Here is a 16138-nt window from a genome sequence, read left to right on the forward strand (position 1 = left end):
TTTATAATGCATATTTGCTGATGTTTTCTTTTTCGGATTATTATTTTTTGAATTACCGTTTTCATATGAAAAATGAAAATTTGGAAGTACTTTCTGTTCTTTAAAACCTCATTCTGCTATTTAACAACATTTTATATCACTTATTTTTCATAACAAAAAAGTTTAATTACTTTTGCTCCTTCCTATGAAAAGACTGTTTAGTTATATCCTGCTTCTTTTCACAGCCTTATTAATTAGTAATCAAACATTTGCTAATACCAATAAGGCTAAATTACCTATCTCATTAAATGAAGTAGGCTTTCATGATTCCCCTTCTATTTCCTTTAAGTTTGATTCCGATTCGGACGTAAAACAATTGTTCTTTATTCAAAAAAATTTTAAAGACAAAATCGAACTTTCGGAAAGCGAAATAGAAACCGAAGATTCCAGAACGGCCAGCACATCAGGTCATTTCAGTTTTTTTGAAACATATCTGCTGACCCATGCATTTGGGAATACCTGCAAACTCGTGCAAAATGGCTTAGCGCCCAGCAAGCATCTTTTATATTTAGCAACACGCAAATCGTTTTGCATTATCTTCTGCGTTTACAGGATTTGATTCCTTGTTTCTTCCTATTTATTGGCTCCTATAGCCTTGTAACACAAGTATAACTTTCTTCCTTTCTGACTGAAGGAAGCAGGAGCTTTTTTTCACACCCTTATATAAACAATTCCATTTTATTTATCATGGCTAAAAGATTTTTATTGCTTATTAGCTTGTGTGGTCTGTTATGGAACACCAGCTGCAATTCTGAAAAAGAAAAAAAAGAAGAACACACTAATTACCTAGTTACCAACCCTATACAAAAAGACACCTTGATTACAAAATCCTATGTGTGTCAGATTCATTCGATTAATCATATCGAATTAAGAGCTCAGGAACGCGGGTATTTACAGAAGATTTATATAGACGAAGGACAATTTGTAAAAAAAGGACAATTATTATTCCAGATTATGCCGAACCTGTATCAGGCCGATGTACAAAAAATGCAGGCAGAAACCGATTTTGTGGCAATTGAATACCAAAATACCAAACGATTAGCCGAAAAAAATGTAGTCTCTTCCAATGAATTAGCAATGGCTAAAGCAAAGCTGGACAAAGCCAAAGCCGAATTAGCCTTAGCAAAAGTACATTTACAATTTACCGAAATACGGGCTCCTTTTGACGGAATCATCGACAAGTTCCGTGTTCGTTTGGGTAGTTTGCTTGAAGAAGGCGATCTTTTAACTAATCTGTCCGATAACAGCAAAATGTGGGTATACTACAATGTTCCCGAAGCAGAATATTTAGATTACAAATCAAAAGTTAGTGATAACAGTAAAACCAAAGTTACTTTACTGATGGCCAACAACGAATATTTTGATTACACAGGTGTTGTAGAAACCATCGAAGCCGATTTTAACAACGAAACCGGTAACATTTCCTTCCGGGCAACCTTCCCAAATCCGAAAGGCTTGCTGCGTCACGGAGAAACCGGTAGTGTTGAAACAACTATTCCTTTAAAAAATGCCTTGTTGATTCCTCAAAAATCCACCTTCGAAGTATTGGATAAAAAATACGTTTACGTAATCGACAAGAACAATACTATCCACTCCAAACCCATAACCATTACAGCCGAATTACCGCATGTTTTTGCTGTTAAAGGATTGTCCGAAGGCGATAAAATTCTTCTGGAAGGCTTAGGCTTGGTGAAAGAGAACGAGAAAATCGAATATAAAACCGTAGAACCGAAGGCTGTACTTTCCCATTTAGACTTGTATGCTGAGTAATCATGAATCGTAAAAGAAGAGAAAATGTTTAGCAAATTCATACACCGACCGGTATTTGCGATTGTTATTTCAATCATAATACTTTTTGTGGGATCGTTAGCTATCAAGCAACTCCCTATATCCCAGTTTCCCCAAATTGCGCCAACCACAGTAAATATTTTTATTGCCTATCCGGGAGCCAGTGCCGATGTATTGGTAAAATCCACCCTTATCACCTTAGAGAATTCTATTAATGGTGTGGAAGGAATGCGTTATATCGCAACCGATGCCACCAGTGCCGGTGAAGCAACCTTAAGAATCATTTTCGAACCCGGTACCGATCCCAACGAAGCTGTAGTCCGGGTAAAAACCAGAGTCGATCAGGTGATGCCGCTTTTACCCGAATTGGTTCAACGGGAAGGAGTTGTAATCACCCCAATCCAGCCTTCAATGCTGATGTATGTAAACCTTTACTCCAAGGATAAAGGAATGGATGAAAAATTCCTGTACAATTACGCCAGTGTAAAAATGATTCCCGAAATCAACCGTTTGAAGGGAGTTGCCCGTTCCCAAATTTTAGGAAGCAGAACGTATGCCATGCGCGTTTGGTTAAATCCGGACCGTATGCGTTCTTATAATATTTCCGTTGATGAAGTAATGACCGCCTTAGGGGAACAAAGTATCATTGGGCGTCCCGGCCGAATCGGGCAAAGTTCCGGTATTGCAGCCCAATCATTGGAATATGTATTAACCTACAAAGGAAGGTACAGCGAGCCGAAAGAATACGAAAACGTTATTATCCGAGCCAATGCTGATGGAGAAAGCATCCGCTTAAAAGACATCGGAAAAGTGGAATTGGGAAGTGAATTCTTCGATATCTATTCCAATTTAGACGGAAGTCCTTCTGCTGCTATCGTATTGAAACAAAACTACGGAAGCAACGCCAGTGAAGTCATCGAGGAAATCAAAGCAAAACTGGAAGAAATGAAAGAATCGTTTCCACCAGGCATGGATTATAAAATCAGTTATGATGTTTCACAGTTCCTTGATGCTTCCATTGAGCAGGTAATTCACACCTTAAGAGATGCTTTCATTCTTGTAGCATTGGTGGTATTTATTTTCTTAGGCGATTGGCGATCCACCTTAATTCCTATTATAGCAGTCCCGGTTTCACTAATCGGAGCCTTTTTTGTGATTCAGTTTTTCGGACTTTCCATCAATCTTGTTACCCTTTTTGCCCTTGTACTTGCCATTGGTATTGTGGTCGATGATGCGATTGTCGTCGTCGAGGCCGTTCATGCTAAATTCGAAGAAGATCCACATATTACGCCATATCAAGCTGTTAAAAAAGTATTAGGTGAAATCAGTGGTGCCATCATCGCCATTACCGCCGTAATGGTTTCGGTTTTCTTACCGATTTCATTCATGTCGGGTCCTGTGGGTACTTTCTACCGACAGTTTTCCATCACCATGGCCAGTTCCATCGTAATCTCAGCGCTTGTTGCCCTTACCCTAACCCCGGTTTTGTGTGCCATGATGCTTAAAAACAATCACGGAAAGGAAAAGAAAAGCAATGTCTTTACCAAAGCTATGGATCGTTTTAATAACGGTTTTGAAAGGCTTACAGGAAAATATGTTGCGATACTAAAAGCCATTGCCAGCAGAAGAATGGTGACTTTTGGAATCTTAGCAATCTTCTGTGTGGGTATCTTTTTTGAAAATCAGATTTTGCCGTCAGGGTTTATTCCGAGTGAAGACCAAGGTACGATTTACGCGATTATTCAGACGCCTCCGGGTTCAACGTTGGAACGCACCAATCAGGTTTCTCAAAAACTTCAGAAAATCTGTAAGCAGGTTGAAGGTGTAGAATCGGTATCATCTTTGGCAGGTTATGAAATTATGACCGAAGGCCGCGGTTCGAATGCCGGAACCTGTCTTATCAACCTGAAAAAATGGTCCGATCGTGAGCACACCGTGAAAGAAATCATGGAAGAACTGGAGGAAAAATCCAAAGGATTGGGCGCAGTCGTGGAGTATTTTGAACCACCGGCTATTCCAGGTTTTGGTTCGTCAGGAGGTTTCTCAATGCGTTTATTAGACAAAAACACTACTACAGATTATCATGAATTCGACAAAATCAACAAAAAATTCATGGCCGATTTGGCGAAACGCGAAGAACTGACCGGTTTATTCACCTTTTTTGCCGCCAACTACCCGCAATATGAATTGGAAATCAACAACGATTTGGCCATGCAAAAAGGCGTTTCCATCGGTAAAGCGATGGAAAACCTCAACATCATGATTGGTAGTACCTACGAACAAGGTTTTATCAAGTTTGGCCGTTTCTTCAAAGTTTATGTACAATCGGATCCTAAATTCAGAAGATTGCCATCAGATATCCTGAACATGTATGTTAAAAATGAACACGGAGAAATGGTGCCTTATTCCGCTTTCATGACACTTAAAAAATCACAAGGACCAAACGAAATTACCCGATACAACATGTACAATTCGTCGGCAATTCAAGGACTTCCGGCAAAGGGCTACACTACAGCAGACGCCATCAAAACCATCCGCGAAGTAGCCGAAGTTTCCTTACCAAAAGGCTACGACATTGCTTGGGAAGGTCTTTCGTACGACGAATCCAACCGAGGCAACGAATCGATTTATATTTTCGGCATCGTATTGATTTTTGTGTATTTGGTTTTAGCGGCACAATATGAAAGTTTCATCATTCCGCTTTCAGTGATTTTCTCGCTTCCGGCCGGTATTTTCGGCTCGTTCATGGTACTGCAATTAATGGGCTTGGAGAATAATATTTATGCACAAATAGGACTTATCATGCTCGTCGGGCTGCTCGGCAAGAATGCGGTACTTATCGTCGAATTCGCCATACAGAAACACCACGAAGGCATGTCAATATTAGATGCAGCCATTGAAGGTGCTAAAGTCCGCTTCCGACCAATTTTAATGACTTCGTTCGCCTTTATTGCCGGGTTGATTCCTTTAATTATTGCCACGGGAGCAGGTGCCATCGGAAACAAAACCATCGGTGCTGCTGCTTTAGGAGGAATGTTGTTAGGGACAATTTTCGGCGTAATTGTAGTTCCCGGTTTGTATTACATTTTCGGAACACTTGCCGATGGACGAAAACTGATTAAAGATGAAGATGAAAGTTCCTTAAGTGATGAATTTGTACATCTGATAGAAGATTTTAAAGAAAACCCACAAACTGAAGAGAAAAATGAAACTAACAAAAAATAGGAACTATAAACTAATTGCAGGCGCTATGATTTTGTTGAGCATTGCAAGCTGTAAAACTCCCGGCTTAGTTGAAAAAAATGCAAATTCCAATGTCCCTGAACAGTACACCACAGTTCGGGACACTGCGAATTCCGGAAAAATTTGCTGGAAAAAATATTTCAATGATGCTAATTTACAAGCGTTGATTGACACGGCCCTTAAAAACAACCAGGAGTTGAACATCACGATGCAGGAAATTGAAATTTCCAAAAACGAAATCAAAGCCCGTAAAGGAGAATACCTACCTTTTGTTGGTGTTAAAGCCGGTGCTGCCGTTGACAAAAAAGCCCGCTACACCAACCTTGGCGCCATGGAAGCGACAACCGAAATCAAACCCGGAGAGGAAATGCCGGAACCGTTAAACGATTTCAATTTAGGTCTTTACGCCAACTGGGAAGTTGATATTTGGAAAAAACTCCGCAATGCTAAGAAATCGGCCGTTAGCCGTTATCTTTCATCGGTGGAAGGCAAAAACTTTATGGTTACCAATCTGGTTGCGGAAATTGCGAATTCGTATTATGAATTGCTGGCATTGGACAATCAGCTGGATATTGTAAATCAAAATATTACTATTCAAAGTAATGCTTTGGAAATTGTAAAATTACAGAAAGATGCCGCGCGAGTTACTGAATTAGCTGTTAAGAAATTTGAAGCCGAAGTGTTTAAAACCAAAAGCCTTCAATTTGACATTCAGCAAAAAATCGTGGAAACGGAAAACCGAATCAACTTTTTAACGGGACGTTTTCCTGAACATGTGAAACGCACTTCAAGCACTTTCAATGAAAACTTACCAAACGTGATTCACACTGGTTTACCGTCTGATTTATTGGCTAACCGTCCGGACATCAAACAGGCCGAATTCGAATTGGCAGCAACAAAACTGGATGTTAAAGTAGCCAGAGCCCGCTTCTACCCTTCTTTAGGAATTTCAGCAGGTATTGGTTATCAAGCTTTTAATCCGGAATACATTTTCAAACCGAAATCTTTGCTGTATTCTTTAGCCAGCGATTTGGTGGCGCCATTGGTGAACCGAAATGCAATTAAAGCAAGTTATAACACTGCCAATGCCAAGCAAATTCAGGCGGTGTACAATTATGAACAGACTATTCTGAAAGCTTATATCGAGGTTAGCAATCAAGTTTCAAAAATCAGTAATCTGGAAAAAAGTTATGCTTTAAGACGTCAACAAGTTGAAGCTATGAACAATTCGGTTACCATTTCCAACGATTTGTTCCGGTCTGCCCGTGCCGATTACATGGAAGTTTTGTTAACGCAGCGTGATGCCTTGGAATCTAAATTTGATTTGGTAGAAACCAAAATGCAACAGTTAAATGCTATGGTAACTATTTACAAGGCTTTAGGTGGTGGTTGGAAATAATAAAACGCACAACAAAACAGTATTTTTTTATCTTCAAAAAAGGATTATTTAAAAAAATTACGAAAAAGTAGTTCGATATCGAATTATTTGACTTAGTTTTGTACCCGAACGCACAGCAATGTGGTTACACGTTCAACCAAAAAGTCGGGGGCTCCACCTCGGCTTTTTACTTTTTACAGCGGTTCGGTTTTGATTGTCGGATACTTTTTATCTTCCCAGTTTAATCGTTTTCAGGAAAACATTCTATTTTTTCTTTCTGCAAATCAATTTCAATAATTTTCCCCTGAACTAAATCAAACTTTACAGCTTTAGGATTTTATCATACTTGTTTTCCGAATTTATTTCATCAATAACTATAGCGTAACAAAAGTGTCCTTTGTCTGTTTGACAACTATAACTCAACAATTTATTATTACCCAAGATATAATCATATTCACCTAATTCTGAATATTTTTCAAGCCGCATCATATCTACGCATTTCCAACTGTTTTCTTGTATTCTTCTAAACAGGGCAATGTATAAGAAACCTTTATTTTTTTGAATCGAAAATACATAATTGGATATTCGGATTATACTTTCACCATCAGCATATTGACTTAGTTTATAGTCTTTAAGTGTTTGATATTGTATTTCACTATCCAAAGTCGAATCAATGATAAATTCATTAAATTCCTCATCAAAAATATATTTACCCGAACCATAATTGATTTGCACATCGGTATAAGCATAATCATCCTCATCATAAATAGTATTAATAAGGATTTTTTTCAAATGAGGATTTTCTTTATTCCCTGCATTTTGAACTTCCTTTTTCTAAACAGTGGTTTTCTCTTTTTGCTGACAAGAGAAAAAGGCTACAGTTAGGATAATAAAAAATATTCTGTTCATCTATTTTTATATCTTAATTTTTTGCAGCTAATTGATTTCATCTACTAAAAAACCATATTTCGTAGGTTTATTCGAAATACTGTTTTCTAAATCGAACAATTGGCTTTGGATATAATATTGATCTTTTATTCTTACTATTTTAACTTCTGGTTTAGTTTTATCTTTAGTATAATCATCTATCAGCACGCTTTTCTTATGATATAAAAACAAAGTATCCGCCTTTTGATATGGCACAAGCAAATCTTTTACATATCGTTCCTGAATATAGGAGGAATCTTTAGCGATTCTGATTAAATAATTATAGTTGTAACTGACTTCATATGATTCTAACCAAACATAATATTCTTTATACCATGAATCGTCTATTTTTGAGTTTTCAATAGAATCTAAAAAGGCATTTTTAGTTTTTTGCCCGTTTATCGAATCACATTCCTTCTTTTCAAAACATGCTTCACAAGGCGGGTCTGCAAGAGTTATTTTACCGATGAGCTCATCATCAATTGTAACAAACGAAAAGCCTTCTTCTTTTTTTCCTTCAGCAGTACTATATTCCCAATACGAAATGCCTCTGGCCTTGTCAATCCATTTGAAATTATAATGCCATTTATTTTCTGAATTCTCTTCTGAATCAGGATTTAATGTATAAATTCTGTAGCCTTCATCGGTTTTTTCGACTCTTGAAACCTCGAAAGTCGTGAGTTCCATCAGATCCACCTGAATTGTATTCGCTGTTGTGATTACACTTCGGTCAAACTCCCCGCAACGCTTGTAAAAATTGGATTTGAACTGGCAAACGTCAACCCATTTCTTATTCTTTAATTCGTCAGGCAATTCATTTTCAACGGAGCAGGAAACCATTAGAAATGAGAATAGCAGCAATACAATGTTTTTCATATTTTTTTATTAATTATTTATCTTCCGGAAAACCATATTTAGAAGGCTGTTCGGATTCAGCATCTAATTTAATAAGCTGACTGCTAATAAAATATTGATTACCAACTTTGACGATTGTCGCCTCGGGCGCTTTTTTATTTCCCTCAAAATGAAACTCCAGGCTCTTTTTGTGGTAAAGAAACAAAGTATCCTTTTTTTGAACCGGAATAAGAATATCCTTCAATCCTCTGTCTTGAATATAAGACGTGTCTTGGGCGACTTTTATTTCATAATCAACTCCTAAGTCTTCTAACATCAAATAGTATTCTCTGTACCAAGTCTCATCAATTGCTTCCTCTGAAACTGCATCTAAATTGGAACCAATTTCTTTAGGAATAGTCGCTGTTTCGTTTTGTACTTCTTTCTTACAACTCAAAACTGTAAAAAATACAGCTGATATTAAAACCAATTTTACGCTAAAATTCATGTTTATGACTTAAATGATTATTCTCTTTTGATACTAAATTGATAATATACTAACCTGCGAAACCAAGTGCTGTAATTTTCAATTCCCCTTCAATTACGCTGTATTCCAGAGAAACGGAAGATTCTACCCGATGCTCTCCTTCATCGTCAGTTATGATTTCAAATGATAGAAAGTCAACTACAACACTTCCGCAGTTTTTATCGTCTTCTTTAAAAACATAAGTAACTTCTTTAGCTGCAAGTGATTCATTTAACAGCGATGTAACTCTGGAGAAACTATATTCTTCTATTTTTGAGGTATCAATCGTCTTTTTTATACTGTTGTACTCTTTATTTTTAAATGCTTCCTGAAGCAATTGAACGTTTTGTTTTACTTTAGAAATATCACTTTTGCTTAAGCAATCGGCTTTTTCTGAATGACAGGAAACTAAAAAAAGTAATAGACTAATTAACAAGTATTTCATATAACAAATAAGTAAGTGTTAATAACAAAGGACTACATCAGCAAATATATGTCAACCAGAAGTTTTTCCTCTTCGCTCCACTTCATCCAATAGGTCTTTTTTACTGTTGCATTATTTATTTGTAACCAATTATCTTTTACATCAATAATATCAATCTCATCATCGGAAGAAAACCTGGAATTATCAATTTGGTCGCCATTTACTACGTCTGCATATAAATTTGCTTCCGTATCTTTTGCACTAAGACCGACTATCTCATTTTTTAAAAAATCATTCCAGGAAAAATACTTCATATGCTTTTCTTTTTTCAGATAAGCCACTTCATTATTTTTCAGAAAAATTTTAAAACAATCCTTATTGACTTCTGCACACGAAAAAAATAAAATACCATAATCCGGTTTGTAAAAGAAAGGCATTACATCTGCTCCCAGCACATTGTTTATTATTGATTTTTGCATGTTCTTATCAGCATACAATTGAATTTTAGCTTCAACATTGGTAAACTGGACAAGTCCTACTCCTAACTGATTAAAATACTCATCGTTTTGGTATTCCAAAGTGTCCAAAGCTGCGGAAACCGTTACTTCTTTTTCTTTATTTTCAATGATTGTGGAATCTGCTTTTTTGGCATGTCTTTCTGAAATCTCATCCGTTTCGCTGATTTTTTCCTTACATCCAACCATTAGCAAAATGGATATGGAAAAATAACCGACACTTACTTTTAAATTCATAGTTTTACTTTGTAATGATTTTTATAAACGGATAAAATTACAACCTAATCCAAACAATATTGCAGACAATCTTTTTTGAAATCAAGCACTAAAGCCTTGTCGAATTTAACAGCATTATTGGTATTTTTTTAATTTTATTTTTTGGGCATAAACTCGTGAATCGTATTGGAACTGTATTTTTCAAATTCAATTGTTCCGAAATCCGCTTTTGTGATGCTTCTTTCTGTTTTAGTATTGTCCTCATCCCAATTGATTATCGAACCATAACGATGAAGTCTTACTTTATAATTTTCGCATTTAAAAGTTACATATTTCTTTTCTTCATATTCGTCGGGTACTTCATTCCCAAGCTCTATCGTAAAATAGTTCTCCTTAACTACTAATTGCTTAAAGTAATCACCAAAATTATTAGGATAGATATTGTAATTACAGAATTCAATATAATTTGAGGTACTGCTCAGTAATACCACTATTGGAGCAATATACGTTTCTGGAAAACCAGAAAGTACATCTTCTTTATTTGCAAAAATTAAAATTACATCTGTTAAACCGTCATTATTTAAATCGCATTCTTTCTGCTGCGTCAGATCATATTTTGTACCGGAATATTTTTTTATGATCTGCTCAATTTTCTCTTTTTGGTCCTTTTTGGAATCTGTGGTTTTTTCGTGAACTTCAGTTACTTTAGTATCATGCTTATTACATGATAAACAGCTAACTGCGAAGAAAAACAATATGATTTTTAAATACATTTTTTTAGTGACACTTTTATTTTGAATACTTTTAAAAATTAGTTTCGGTCTGCTTATTTCCGCTTTATAAATGATTTTTCACCGGAATCCAATTTCAATAATAATTCCTTTGGATTTTTTATTTCAAAGAAATAGTCTTGCGATATATTGAATGTTGTTACCTCCCATTTTTTATTCCCTTTAGCTAACGCTTCTTCCGTAGATTTTATCGGAAATCGAACTGGGGATTCCAGAATATCAGCTTCCTCCAATTTCAGACTTAATTGCAAACTATTACTCTCATAGGGTTCGATCCTGCAATTGGCTACAAAAAAACCGGGAGCATAACCTTCCCTAGCATCATCAAATAAATCCGTAGTTCCATAAAGCAAGCCTGTTAGTGTTTTTTGGACAGTTTCTCCATTCTCATTTTGTTCTTCCCACGAAAAACCTTCAAAATCGGGAATCGTATTTACATTTACTTTTTCGACCATTAAAAAAAGACTTTCCTTTGGGTTATCCGTATTTTCATATTCGTAAAAACCAGTAAGATTGCTTAAATTATCATTTTTAACCGATGTTGTTGGACTGCTGATTTCGGTGTTTTCCTTTATTTCAGACGGAAGTTTTTTTGTCTCGGTTTCTTTCTGCTGACAAGAAAAAGAAACAACTGAGACCATAGCAAAAAATATTTTGTTCATTAATCTATCTTTTTAATTTTTGACCACTTTCTATTCAATTTCCTCTACTAAAAAACCATATTTTCCGGGCTTATTCGAAATGCTGTTCTCTAAATCAAAGATATTTCCGTCAATAAAATATTTACCTTTTACCCTTACAATTTTAAGCTCCGGAATCATCTTGTTTTTAGTGTACTTCTCCCCAATCAGGGATTTATTATGATACAAAAACAACGTATCGCCTTTTTGTAAAGGAATAAGCATGTCGTTAAGTGCTCTTTCCATAACATAAGTTGAATCTTTGGACACTTTTAAACTGTAGGCATAATTATAGCTTGGCTCATAAGATTCAAGCGGTAAGATATAATCCCGATACCATGATTCGTCTATTTTAAATTTAGAGGCTTTATCAAAAAATGCTTTACTGATTTCATTCGATTTCTTTAAAACAAAATTATCCCTCCAATTCATCGCTTCATTCCCCGATTGAAGTGAAACCAACTGATCGATCTTTTTCCATGAATTATTTTGATATTGATACAAATCCGTTTGATACTTTTCCTTAAAATCATAAGGACTGTCATATCCGGGAGTCGGAATTAAATATTTTTTATCAACCAAGAATACATAAATATCAAACTGCTTTTTAAATTCTTCTATACTCAACCTGTTTACATAAGCTTCCAGCTTTTCATAATCCCACTTTTCGATGTACCCTGAATGTTTCTGAAAAAAAAGAAAATCTTTGGGAATTAAGTAAGTAACAAGATTTCCAAAAACGTTACCTCCTTTCGGATCGTATACACAACCATTATCATAGCATGTTGTAAATGCATTTCCATCTCCTGTTATGATGTAATCGTTACATTTTAATATTTTATCAAAATCATGTGCTGTTTCCTGTTGGATTTCTGTTGCTTCGCTTTCAACATCTTTTTCCAAATCTTTCCTGCATCCGGCTATGATTAACAAAGAAGCTAATCCCAGAAGTTTTATTTTGAAATTCATGATACTAATGTCTTTTTGTACAGACTACAATTGGTTGAATTAATTCCTACAAATATAGAATTATAAAAGCAATTTGAAAGATAGACTAACTTTTTCAACTGATTTTCTATCTGAAACAAATAAGCCGAAAGACATAAAAACAATTCTTTTAAAAATGTTCTGCAAAAAAGGTATTTCCAATTTAAATCAAATTTATATTTTTATAAAAAAATACTCACGTAATGCGGGATCCGATTAAAACCGAAGAATATTTTCAGGACATTTTAGAAGACAATCTATTCGACACAGAAAGTGCATTGTCACGATTGAATAAATATAATGATGCTGAACCAATACGAAAATGCTCCTTATCTGTTTTTTTTTAATCTACTTGACAAAATCAAGCTGTTTTACTCCACTGGTGAAACCATTAATAATCTTAAACAAATTTATTTAGAAGCACTACCTTTTATGGAAAAAGGCTGGCATAAAAATGATATTGATTTTCAAGGATATTACTCTGTTGATCAGTATTGGGATATTTTAACCATGCTCAGCATCGGTTATACTCTAAACATAGAACAAGGACAACTTGACAAACTGATTGCTTTACGTAAAGTAGTTAAAGCGCCCGATTTTTTATTAGACACACTCTGCAATGCCATCCAGAACAAACCTTTACCCACTCAAAAAGAGGTCATGCTAGGAAACACCTATTCCAGTTTGTGGGAAGTGTTACAAGCACCGTCAAAAGAAGAAGCTACAAAATTACTGCATAAACACCTGAAAAGCGATTGGTATAAAAAAAGTCAGGCACATTCCTGGCACGGATCGCATAACAGAAATTCTTATGTAGGTTATTGGAGTTTCGAAAGCGCAGCATTGGTAAAATTATTAGGATTAGACGACAGCACTTTTAAAGGGTTAAAATACTATCCTTATGACTTACTGCATGGTAATTAAATATTAATTAACTCAGAATAAAACAATTAAATGCATACTGAAGAATCCCTTGTAAACATTTCTCTCGCACAAGCAATTGCAACAACTTTAGGAATCCAGCCAAAAGTGTATCCGTATTACGATGATGATAAATCTAACAGCATTGACATTTTAGAATGTACCGATCCGCTTGACAATCTAAACGTTTTTTATTGTACCATCGGACTTAGCGATATTCCGGTTACAATTTTTGGCGAAGAACAAAACTTCGGTGTTGAAGTACTGCTCACTGCTCAAAAAGAAAATAGTTTTGCCGGCAGCTTACTCTCCACTGCTTCGTTTTTCATAGGAAAAGACAATTGGGAAGCAAGACCGGGAGCCGTCTTCAATAACTTAATTTCTTTATATGATGAAACACTGGAAATGAAACACCTTTATTTCACAGAACCTTTTTTCTGTCAAGAGCAACTGGAACAAGTATCCGTTAACATTGAGGAGAAAAATGTGCTGTTTTTACTAGCCGTTCCTATTTCAGAAAATGAATTACAATACAAAGAGGAAAATGGAGACGAAGCATTTGAAGCATTGCTCTTTTCTGAAAATACAATTGATTTATCCGATTTTAAAAGAAAATCCGTGCTCTAAAAAACACTTTTCAAACTAAAAATTCAATATCATGTTTACTGCATTCTTTGAAAAATATCCGGAATACTCCATAATTGAAAAACCGACAGACAATTTAATAACTGAATATGCCGAAATGCTCCCAAAAGAAATCATTCAATTTTGGAAAGACTACGGTTTTGGCACTTTCATGAAGGGTTATTTGCGAATCATTAATCCCGATGATTACATACAAACGTTATTGGAAACCTACGATTATGCAGATCGGGAAATCCCTATTGCGGTAACGGCTTTCGGCGATATTATTTGTTGGCAGGGTGAGGCTTTCAATTTTATCAATTATCGATTCAACTATTCTCAAATAATTGGGGTTGGAGAATTTGACTGGTTTTTAAATATGGATTTAACAGAGGACTATTATGTCAACTCAAAACTTAAAGCAGATTTGTTCAATGATGCAAAAAATAGGTTAGGCGAATTGTCCTTTGATGAATGCTATGGCTACGTCCCATTATTAGCTTTAGGAGGCAGCGAAAAAGCAGAAAATCTTAAGAAAATGAACACCAAAGTGCATCTTGATTTGATTACACAGTTGGTGGGAACAATTGAATAAATTTGAAAACATAAAAAACATGAAAATAGAAGAAATTTATCACGCCATCGGACAAAGTATTGTTGATTCGATTGAAGACGATTGGGATCATGCCATCCTAAATATTAAATACACCGGCAAGTCTGGAGGGTTTGACTTAAGTTATTTTATTAAAGAACAAGAAAAAAATAGTGATTACTCAGCCGGAGGATACAATATTTATAAAGCTGTAAAAGAACTACATCAAATAACTACAGAAGGCGGCCACAACAAATGGAACCGTATTGAATTTAAACTCACGGCAGATGGAGACATGGATTTAGAATTCATTTGGGATCAGGAATTGTTTGATGAATTGGAGCGATTATCAAAGGAATAAAAATAGTTTTCACTGCAAAAACACTATGACTATTTTTTTGAATACAGAATTCCCGAAAGTATAAGCAGTATTATCCATGCCTGAAGAAGCAAAAATGACACTTATAGAAAACAAGAAATTATTATACGATGGTGTGGAAAATGAAGAATTGTTTAGCGGATTTTTTAACGTCAATGATCTCCGTTTCACATTATCCGAAATGATAACCAATGAAATTGCGAATTTAAAAAAACATATTTCCGAAGAAGATTTTTCAAAAATCACACAGGAATTGAAATTTCAAACGAATGAAAATTCAGAATTCGTCAGACATTTTAAGGATTTAAGATTTTTTGAAGATTTTTACAAATCGGATGAAGGACTTTCAGTTTATTTTTTAAATAAGGATAACTGCCTGTATATCTTTTCTTTTGGCGAGAAACAGCCGGGAAGATATATTTTAAATTTAGAAGCCGTTTATGCAAAAAATGAACATTTAAAATTTAAAAAGTAATGAAGTTATATGTTTTAGAAGCGCTTTTGGGAGCTTACAAACACCGTACTCAATCACTTGAACCATCAGGAAATAATACGTTTTCCGGCACAACTTATAATGAAAAAGAAGATTTTACAGGAGTTATTAATACATTACAGTACAGATTAGAACGAGATGTATATGATAAAAAAAAAAAAAAATCTTTTATACGAAGCAATTGACTTTTATTACGGACCATTAATTCTTAATAATAAAAAAGAAAACACGCTTCAATTTTTTACGATTTCTCACAAGCTTAAAGAGCTATTAGAACAATTGAACTTACCTAAACATAGATTTTATCCTATCAAGTTAAATATAGACAATGGAATTGATTTGCCTTATTATATTTTACAAATTGATGATAATATGACTCCTTATATGGACTATAATAAATCAAGTTTTTATGGTATTAATTTAATAACTGATGAAATACTATTTTACAAAGAAGGCGAAATAATTTCAGAAGAGCATTTACTAGGTTTTTTAGATGATGATATATTTCCAAAAGAAAAATCAATGTATATCCATCAAAAATTAGATTGGACATATATATCACCATATTTCATAATATCAGAAAAATCAAAACAATTATTTGAAGAAAACAATATTATTGGGATGGAGATTACACCATTTTATGAATTAGGTTCAGATTATGGCAAACCAAATGAATTTGGCTTTTTAAATGAATTTGGCGGTCGCGAAATCATCATCAACGGCAAAAGCTCCATGGAGGGTTTAGACATCAACGATTTTCCAAGAGCAGAAAAACCATAAA

Annotated in this window: 19 protein-coding genes; 11 read left to right on the forward strand and 8 right to left on the reverse strand. The window is 34.9% G+C overall.

What is annotated here, in order from left to right:
* The first annotated feature begins 184 nt into the window (after positions 1-184).
* From ABGT15_RS06505 to ABGT15_RS06520, 4 genes are all read left to right on the forward strand, one after another.
* On the forward strand, positions 185-598 hold the full coding sequence (locus ABGT15_RS06505; RefSeq protein WP_367230620.1) for a hypothetical protein: 414 nt from the start codon (positions 185-187) through the stop codon (positions 596-598).
* Between the two features lie 128 nt (positions 599-726).
* A complete protein-coding gene (locus ABGT15_RS06510) occupies positions 727-1809 on the forward strand; it encodes an efflux RND transporter periplasmic adaptor subunit (RefSeq protein WP_367230621.1) in 1083 nt (360 codons plus the stop codon).
* Positions 1810-1833: 24 nt separating this feature from the next.
* The gene (locus ABGT15_RS06515) at positions 1834-5052 is read left to right on the forward strand and encodes an efflux RND transporter permease subunit (RefSeq protein WP_367230622.1); all 3219 of its coding nucleotides are present in this window, start codon (positions 1834-1836) and stop codon (positions 5050-5052) included.
* Positions 5033-6469, forward strand: a complete 1437-nt coding sequence (locus ABGT15_RS06520) for a TolC family protein (RefSeq protein ID WP_367230623.1) — start codon at positions 5033-5035, stop codon at positions 6467-6469. The genes ABGT15_RS06515 and ABGT15_RS06520 overlap by 20 nt, the downstream gene beginning before the upstream one ends.
* A gap of 300 nt (positions 6470-6769) precedes the next feature.
* Here ABGT15_RS06520 and ABGT15_RS06525 read toward each other — a convergent pair whose 3' ends face one another.
* From ABGT15_RS06525 to ABGT15_RS06560, 8 genes are all read right to left on the reverse strand, one after another.
* Positions 6770-7240 carry a hypothetical protein gene (locus tag ABGT15_RS06525; RefSeq protein WP_367230624.1) on the reverse strand — a complete coding sequence of 157 codons (471 nt, stop codon included), beginning with the start codon at positions 7238-7240 and terminating at the stop codon, positions 6770-6772.
* A gap of 144 nt (positions 7241-7384) precedes the next feature.
* Positions 7385-8251, reverse strand: coding sequence for a hypothetical protein (locus ABGT15_RS06530; protein ID WP_367230625.1), 867 nt, complete (start codon positions 8249-8251; stop codon positions 7385-7387).
* A gap of 13 nt (positions 8252-8264) precedes the next feature.
* Positions 8265-8717, reverse strand: a complete 453-nt coding sequence (locus ABGT15_RS06535) for a hypothetical protein (RefSeq protein WP_367230626.1) — start codon at positions 8715-8717, stop codon at positions 8265-8267.
* 49 nt (positions 8718-8766) lie between these two features.
* Positions 8767-9180 (reverse strand): hypothetical protein, encoded by a 414-nt coding sequence (locus tag ABGT15_RS06540; RefSeq protein ID WP_367230627.1) that lies wholly within the window; start codon positions 9178-9180, stop codon positions 8767-8769.
* A 32-nt stretch (positions 9181-9212) separates the two neighbouring features.
* Positions 9213-9911, reverse strand: a complete 699-nt coding sequence (locus tag ABGT15_RS06545; RefSeq protein WP_367230628.1) for a hypothetical protein — start codon at positions 9909-9911, stop codon at positions 9213-9215.
* A 134-nt stretch (positions 9912-10045) separates the two neighbouring features.
* Positions 10046-10663 (reverse strand): hypothetical protein, encoded by a 618-nt coding sequence (locus ABGT15_RS06550; protein ID WP_367230629.1) that lies wholly within the window; start codon positions 10661-10663, stop codon positions 10046-10048.
* Between the two features lie 53 nt (positions 10664-10716).
* A complete protein-coding gene (locus tag ABGT15_RS06555) occupies positions 10717-11343 on the reverse strand; it encodes a hypothetical protein (protein WP_367230630.1) in 627 nt (208 codons plus the stop codon).
* 30 nt (positions 11344-11373) lie between these two features.
* Positions 11374-12330, reverse strand: coding sequence for a hypothetical protein (locus tag ABGT15_RS06560; protein ID WP_367230631.1), 957 nt, complete (start codon positions 12328-12330; stop codon positions 11374-11376).
* Positions 12331-12648: 318 nt separating this feature from the next.
* Between ABGT15_RS06560 and ABGT15_RS06565 the strand changes: the two genes are divergently transcribed.
* From ABGT15_RS06565 to ABGT15_RS06595, 7 genes are all read left to right on the forward strand, one after another.
* Positions 12649-13272 (forward strand): PoNe immunity protein domain-containing protein, encoded by a 624-nt coding sequence (locus ABGT15_RS06565; RefSeq protein WP_367230632.1) that lies wholly within the window; start codon positions 12649-12651, stop codon positions 13270-13272.
* 30 nt (positions 13273-13302) lie between these two features.
* Positions 13303-13896: a suppressor of fused domain protein gene (locus ABGT15_RS06570; protein WP_367230633.1), complete on the forward strand. Its 594-nt coding sequence runs from the start codon at positions 13303-13305 to the stop codon at positions 13894-13896.
* Between the two features lie 31 nt (positions 13897-13927).
* Positions 13928-14488, forward strand: a complete 561-nt coding sequence (locus ABGT15_RS06575; protein ID WP_367230634.1) for a T6SS immunity protein Tdi1 domain-containing protein — start codon at positions 13928-13930, stop codon at positions 14486-14488.
* 19 nt (positions 14489-14507) lie between these two features.
* On the forward strand, positions 14508-14846 hold the full coding sequence (locus ABGT15_RS06580; RefSeq protein ID WP_367230635.1) for a hypothetical protein: 339 nt from the start codon (positions 14508-14510) through the stop codon (positions 14844-14846).
* Positions 14847-14922: 76 nt separating this feature from the next.
* On the forward strand, positions 14923-15339 hold the full coding sequence (locus ABGT15_RS06585) for a hypothetical protein (RefSeq protein ID WP_367230636.1): 417 nt from the start codon (positions 14923-14925) through the stop codon (positions 15337-15339).
* On the forward strand, positions 15339-15542 hold the full coding sequence (locus ABGT15_RS06590) for a hypothetical protein (protein WP_367230637.1): 204 nt from the start codon (positions 15339-15341) through the stop codon (positions 15540-15542). Before ABGT15_RS06585 ends, ABGT15_RS06590 begins: the two co-directional genes overlap by 1 nt.
* Complete coding sequence (locus ABGT15_RS06595; RefSeq protein WP_367230638.1) at positions 15502-16137, forward strand: hypothetical protein; 636 nt, start codon at positions 15502-15504, stop codon at positions 16135-16137. The genes ABGT15_RS06590 and ABGT15_RS06595 overlap by 41 nt, the downstream gene beginning before the upstream one ends.
* The last annotated feature ends 1 nt before the right edge of the window (position 16138 follow it).

It is taken from the genome of Flavobacterium enshiense (assembly GCF_040750275.1).
Taxonomy (GTDB): domain Bacteria; phylum Bacteroidota; class Bacteroidia; order Flavobacteriales; family Flavobacteriaceae; genus Flavobacterium; species Flavobacterium enshiense_B.

Bases quoted from the DNA above. Each gene is read 5' to 3' on its own strand.
- ABGT15_RS06505 (WP_367230620.1), top strand. From the start codon at position 185: ATGAAAAGACTGTTTAGTTATATCCTGCTTCTTTTCACAGCCTTATTA.
- ABGT15_RS06510 (WP_367230621.1), top strand. From the start codon at position 727: ATGGCTAAAAGATTTTTATTGCTTATTAGCTTGTGTGGTCTGTTATGG.
- ABGT15_RS06515 (WP_367230622.1), top strand. From the start codon at position 1,834: ATGTTTAGCAAATTCATACACCGACCGGTATTTGCGATTGTTATTTCA.
- ABGT15_RS06520 (WP_367230623.1), top strand. From the start codon at position 5,033: ATGAAACTAACAAAAAATAGGAACTATAAACTAATTGCAGGCGCTATG.
- ABGT15_RS06530 (WP_367230625.1), bottom strand. From the start codon at position 8,251: ATGAAAAACATTGTATTGCTGCTATTCTCATTTCTAATGGTTTCCTGC.
- ABGT15_RS06535 (WP_367230626.1), bottom strand. From the start codon at position 8,717: ATGAATTTTAGCGTAAAATTGGTTTTAATATCAGCTGTATTTTTTACA.
- ABGT15_RS06540 (WP_367230627.1), bottom strand. From the start codon at position 9,180: ATGAAATACTTGTTAATTAGTCTATTACTTTTTTTAGTTTCCTGTCAT.
- ABGT15_RS06545 (WP_367230628.1), bottom strand. From the start codon at position 9,911: ATGAATTTAAAAGTAAGTGTCGGTTATTTTTCCATATCCATTTTGCTA.
- ABGT15_RS06550 (WP_367230629.1), bottom strand. From the start codon at position 10,663: ATGTATTTAAAAATCATATTGTTTTTCTTCGCAGTTAGCTGTTTATCA.
- ABGT15_RS06555 (WP_367230630.1), bottom strand. From the start codon at position 11,343: ATGAACAAAATATTTTTTGCTATGGTCTCAGTTGTTTCTTTTTCTTGT.
- ABGT15_RS06560 (WP_367230631.1), bottom strand. From the start codon at position 12,330: ATGAATTTCAAAATAAAACTTCTGGGATTAGCTTCTTTGTTAATCATA.
- ABGT15_RS06565 (WP_367230632.1), top strand. From the start codon at position 12,649: ATGATGCTGAACCAATACGAAAATGCTCCTTATCTGTTTTTTTTTAAT.
- ABGT15_RS06570 (WP_367230633.1), top strand. From the start codon at position 13,303: ATGCATACTGAAGAATCCCTTGTAAACATTTCTCTCGCACAAGCAATT.
- ABGT15_RS06575 (WP_367230634.1), top strand. From the start codon at position 13,928: ATGTTTACTGCATTCTTTGAAAAATATCCGGAATACTCCATAATTGAA.
- ABGT15_RS06580 (WP_367230635.1), top strand. From the start codon at position 14,508: ATGAAAATAGAAGAAATTTATCACGCCATCGGACAAAGTATTGTTGAT.
- ABGT15_RS06585 (WP_367230636.1), top strand. From the start codon at position 14,923: ATGCCTGAAGAAGCAAAAATGACACTTATAGAAAACAAGAAATTATTA.
- ABGT15_RS06590 (WP_367230637.1), top strand. From the start codon at position 15,339: ATGAAGTTATATGTTTTAGAAGCGCTTTTGGGAGCTTACAAACACCGT.
- ABGT15_RS06595 (WP_367230638.1), top strand. From the start codon at position 15,502: ATGATAAAAAAAAAAAAAAATCTTTTATACGAAGCAATTGACTTTTAT.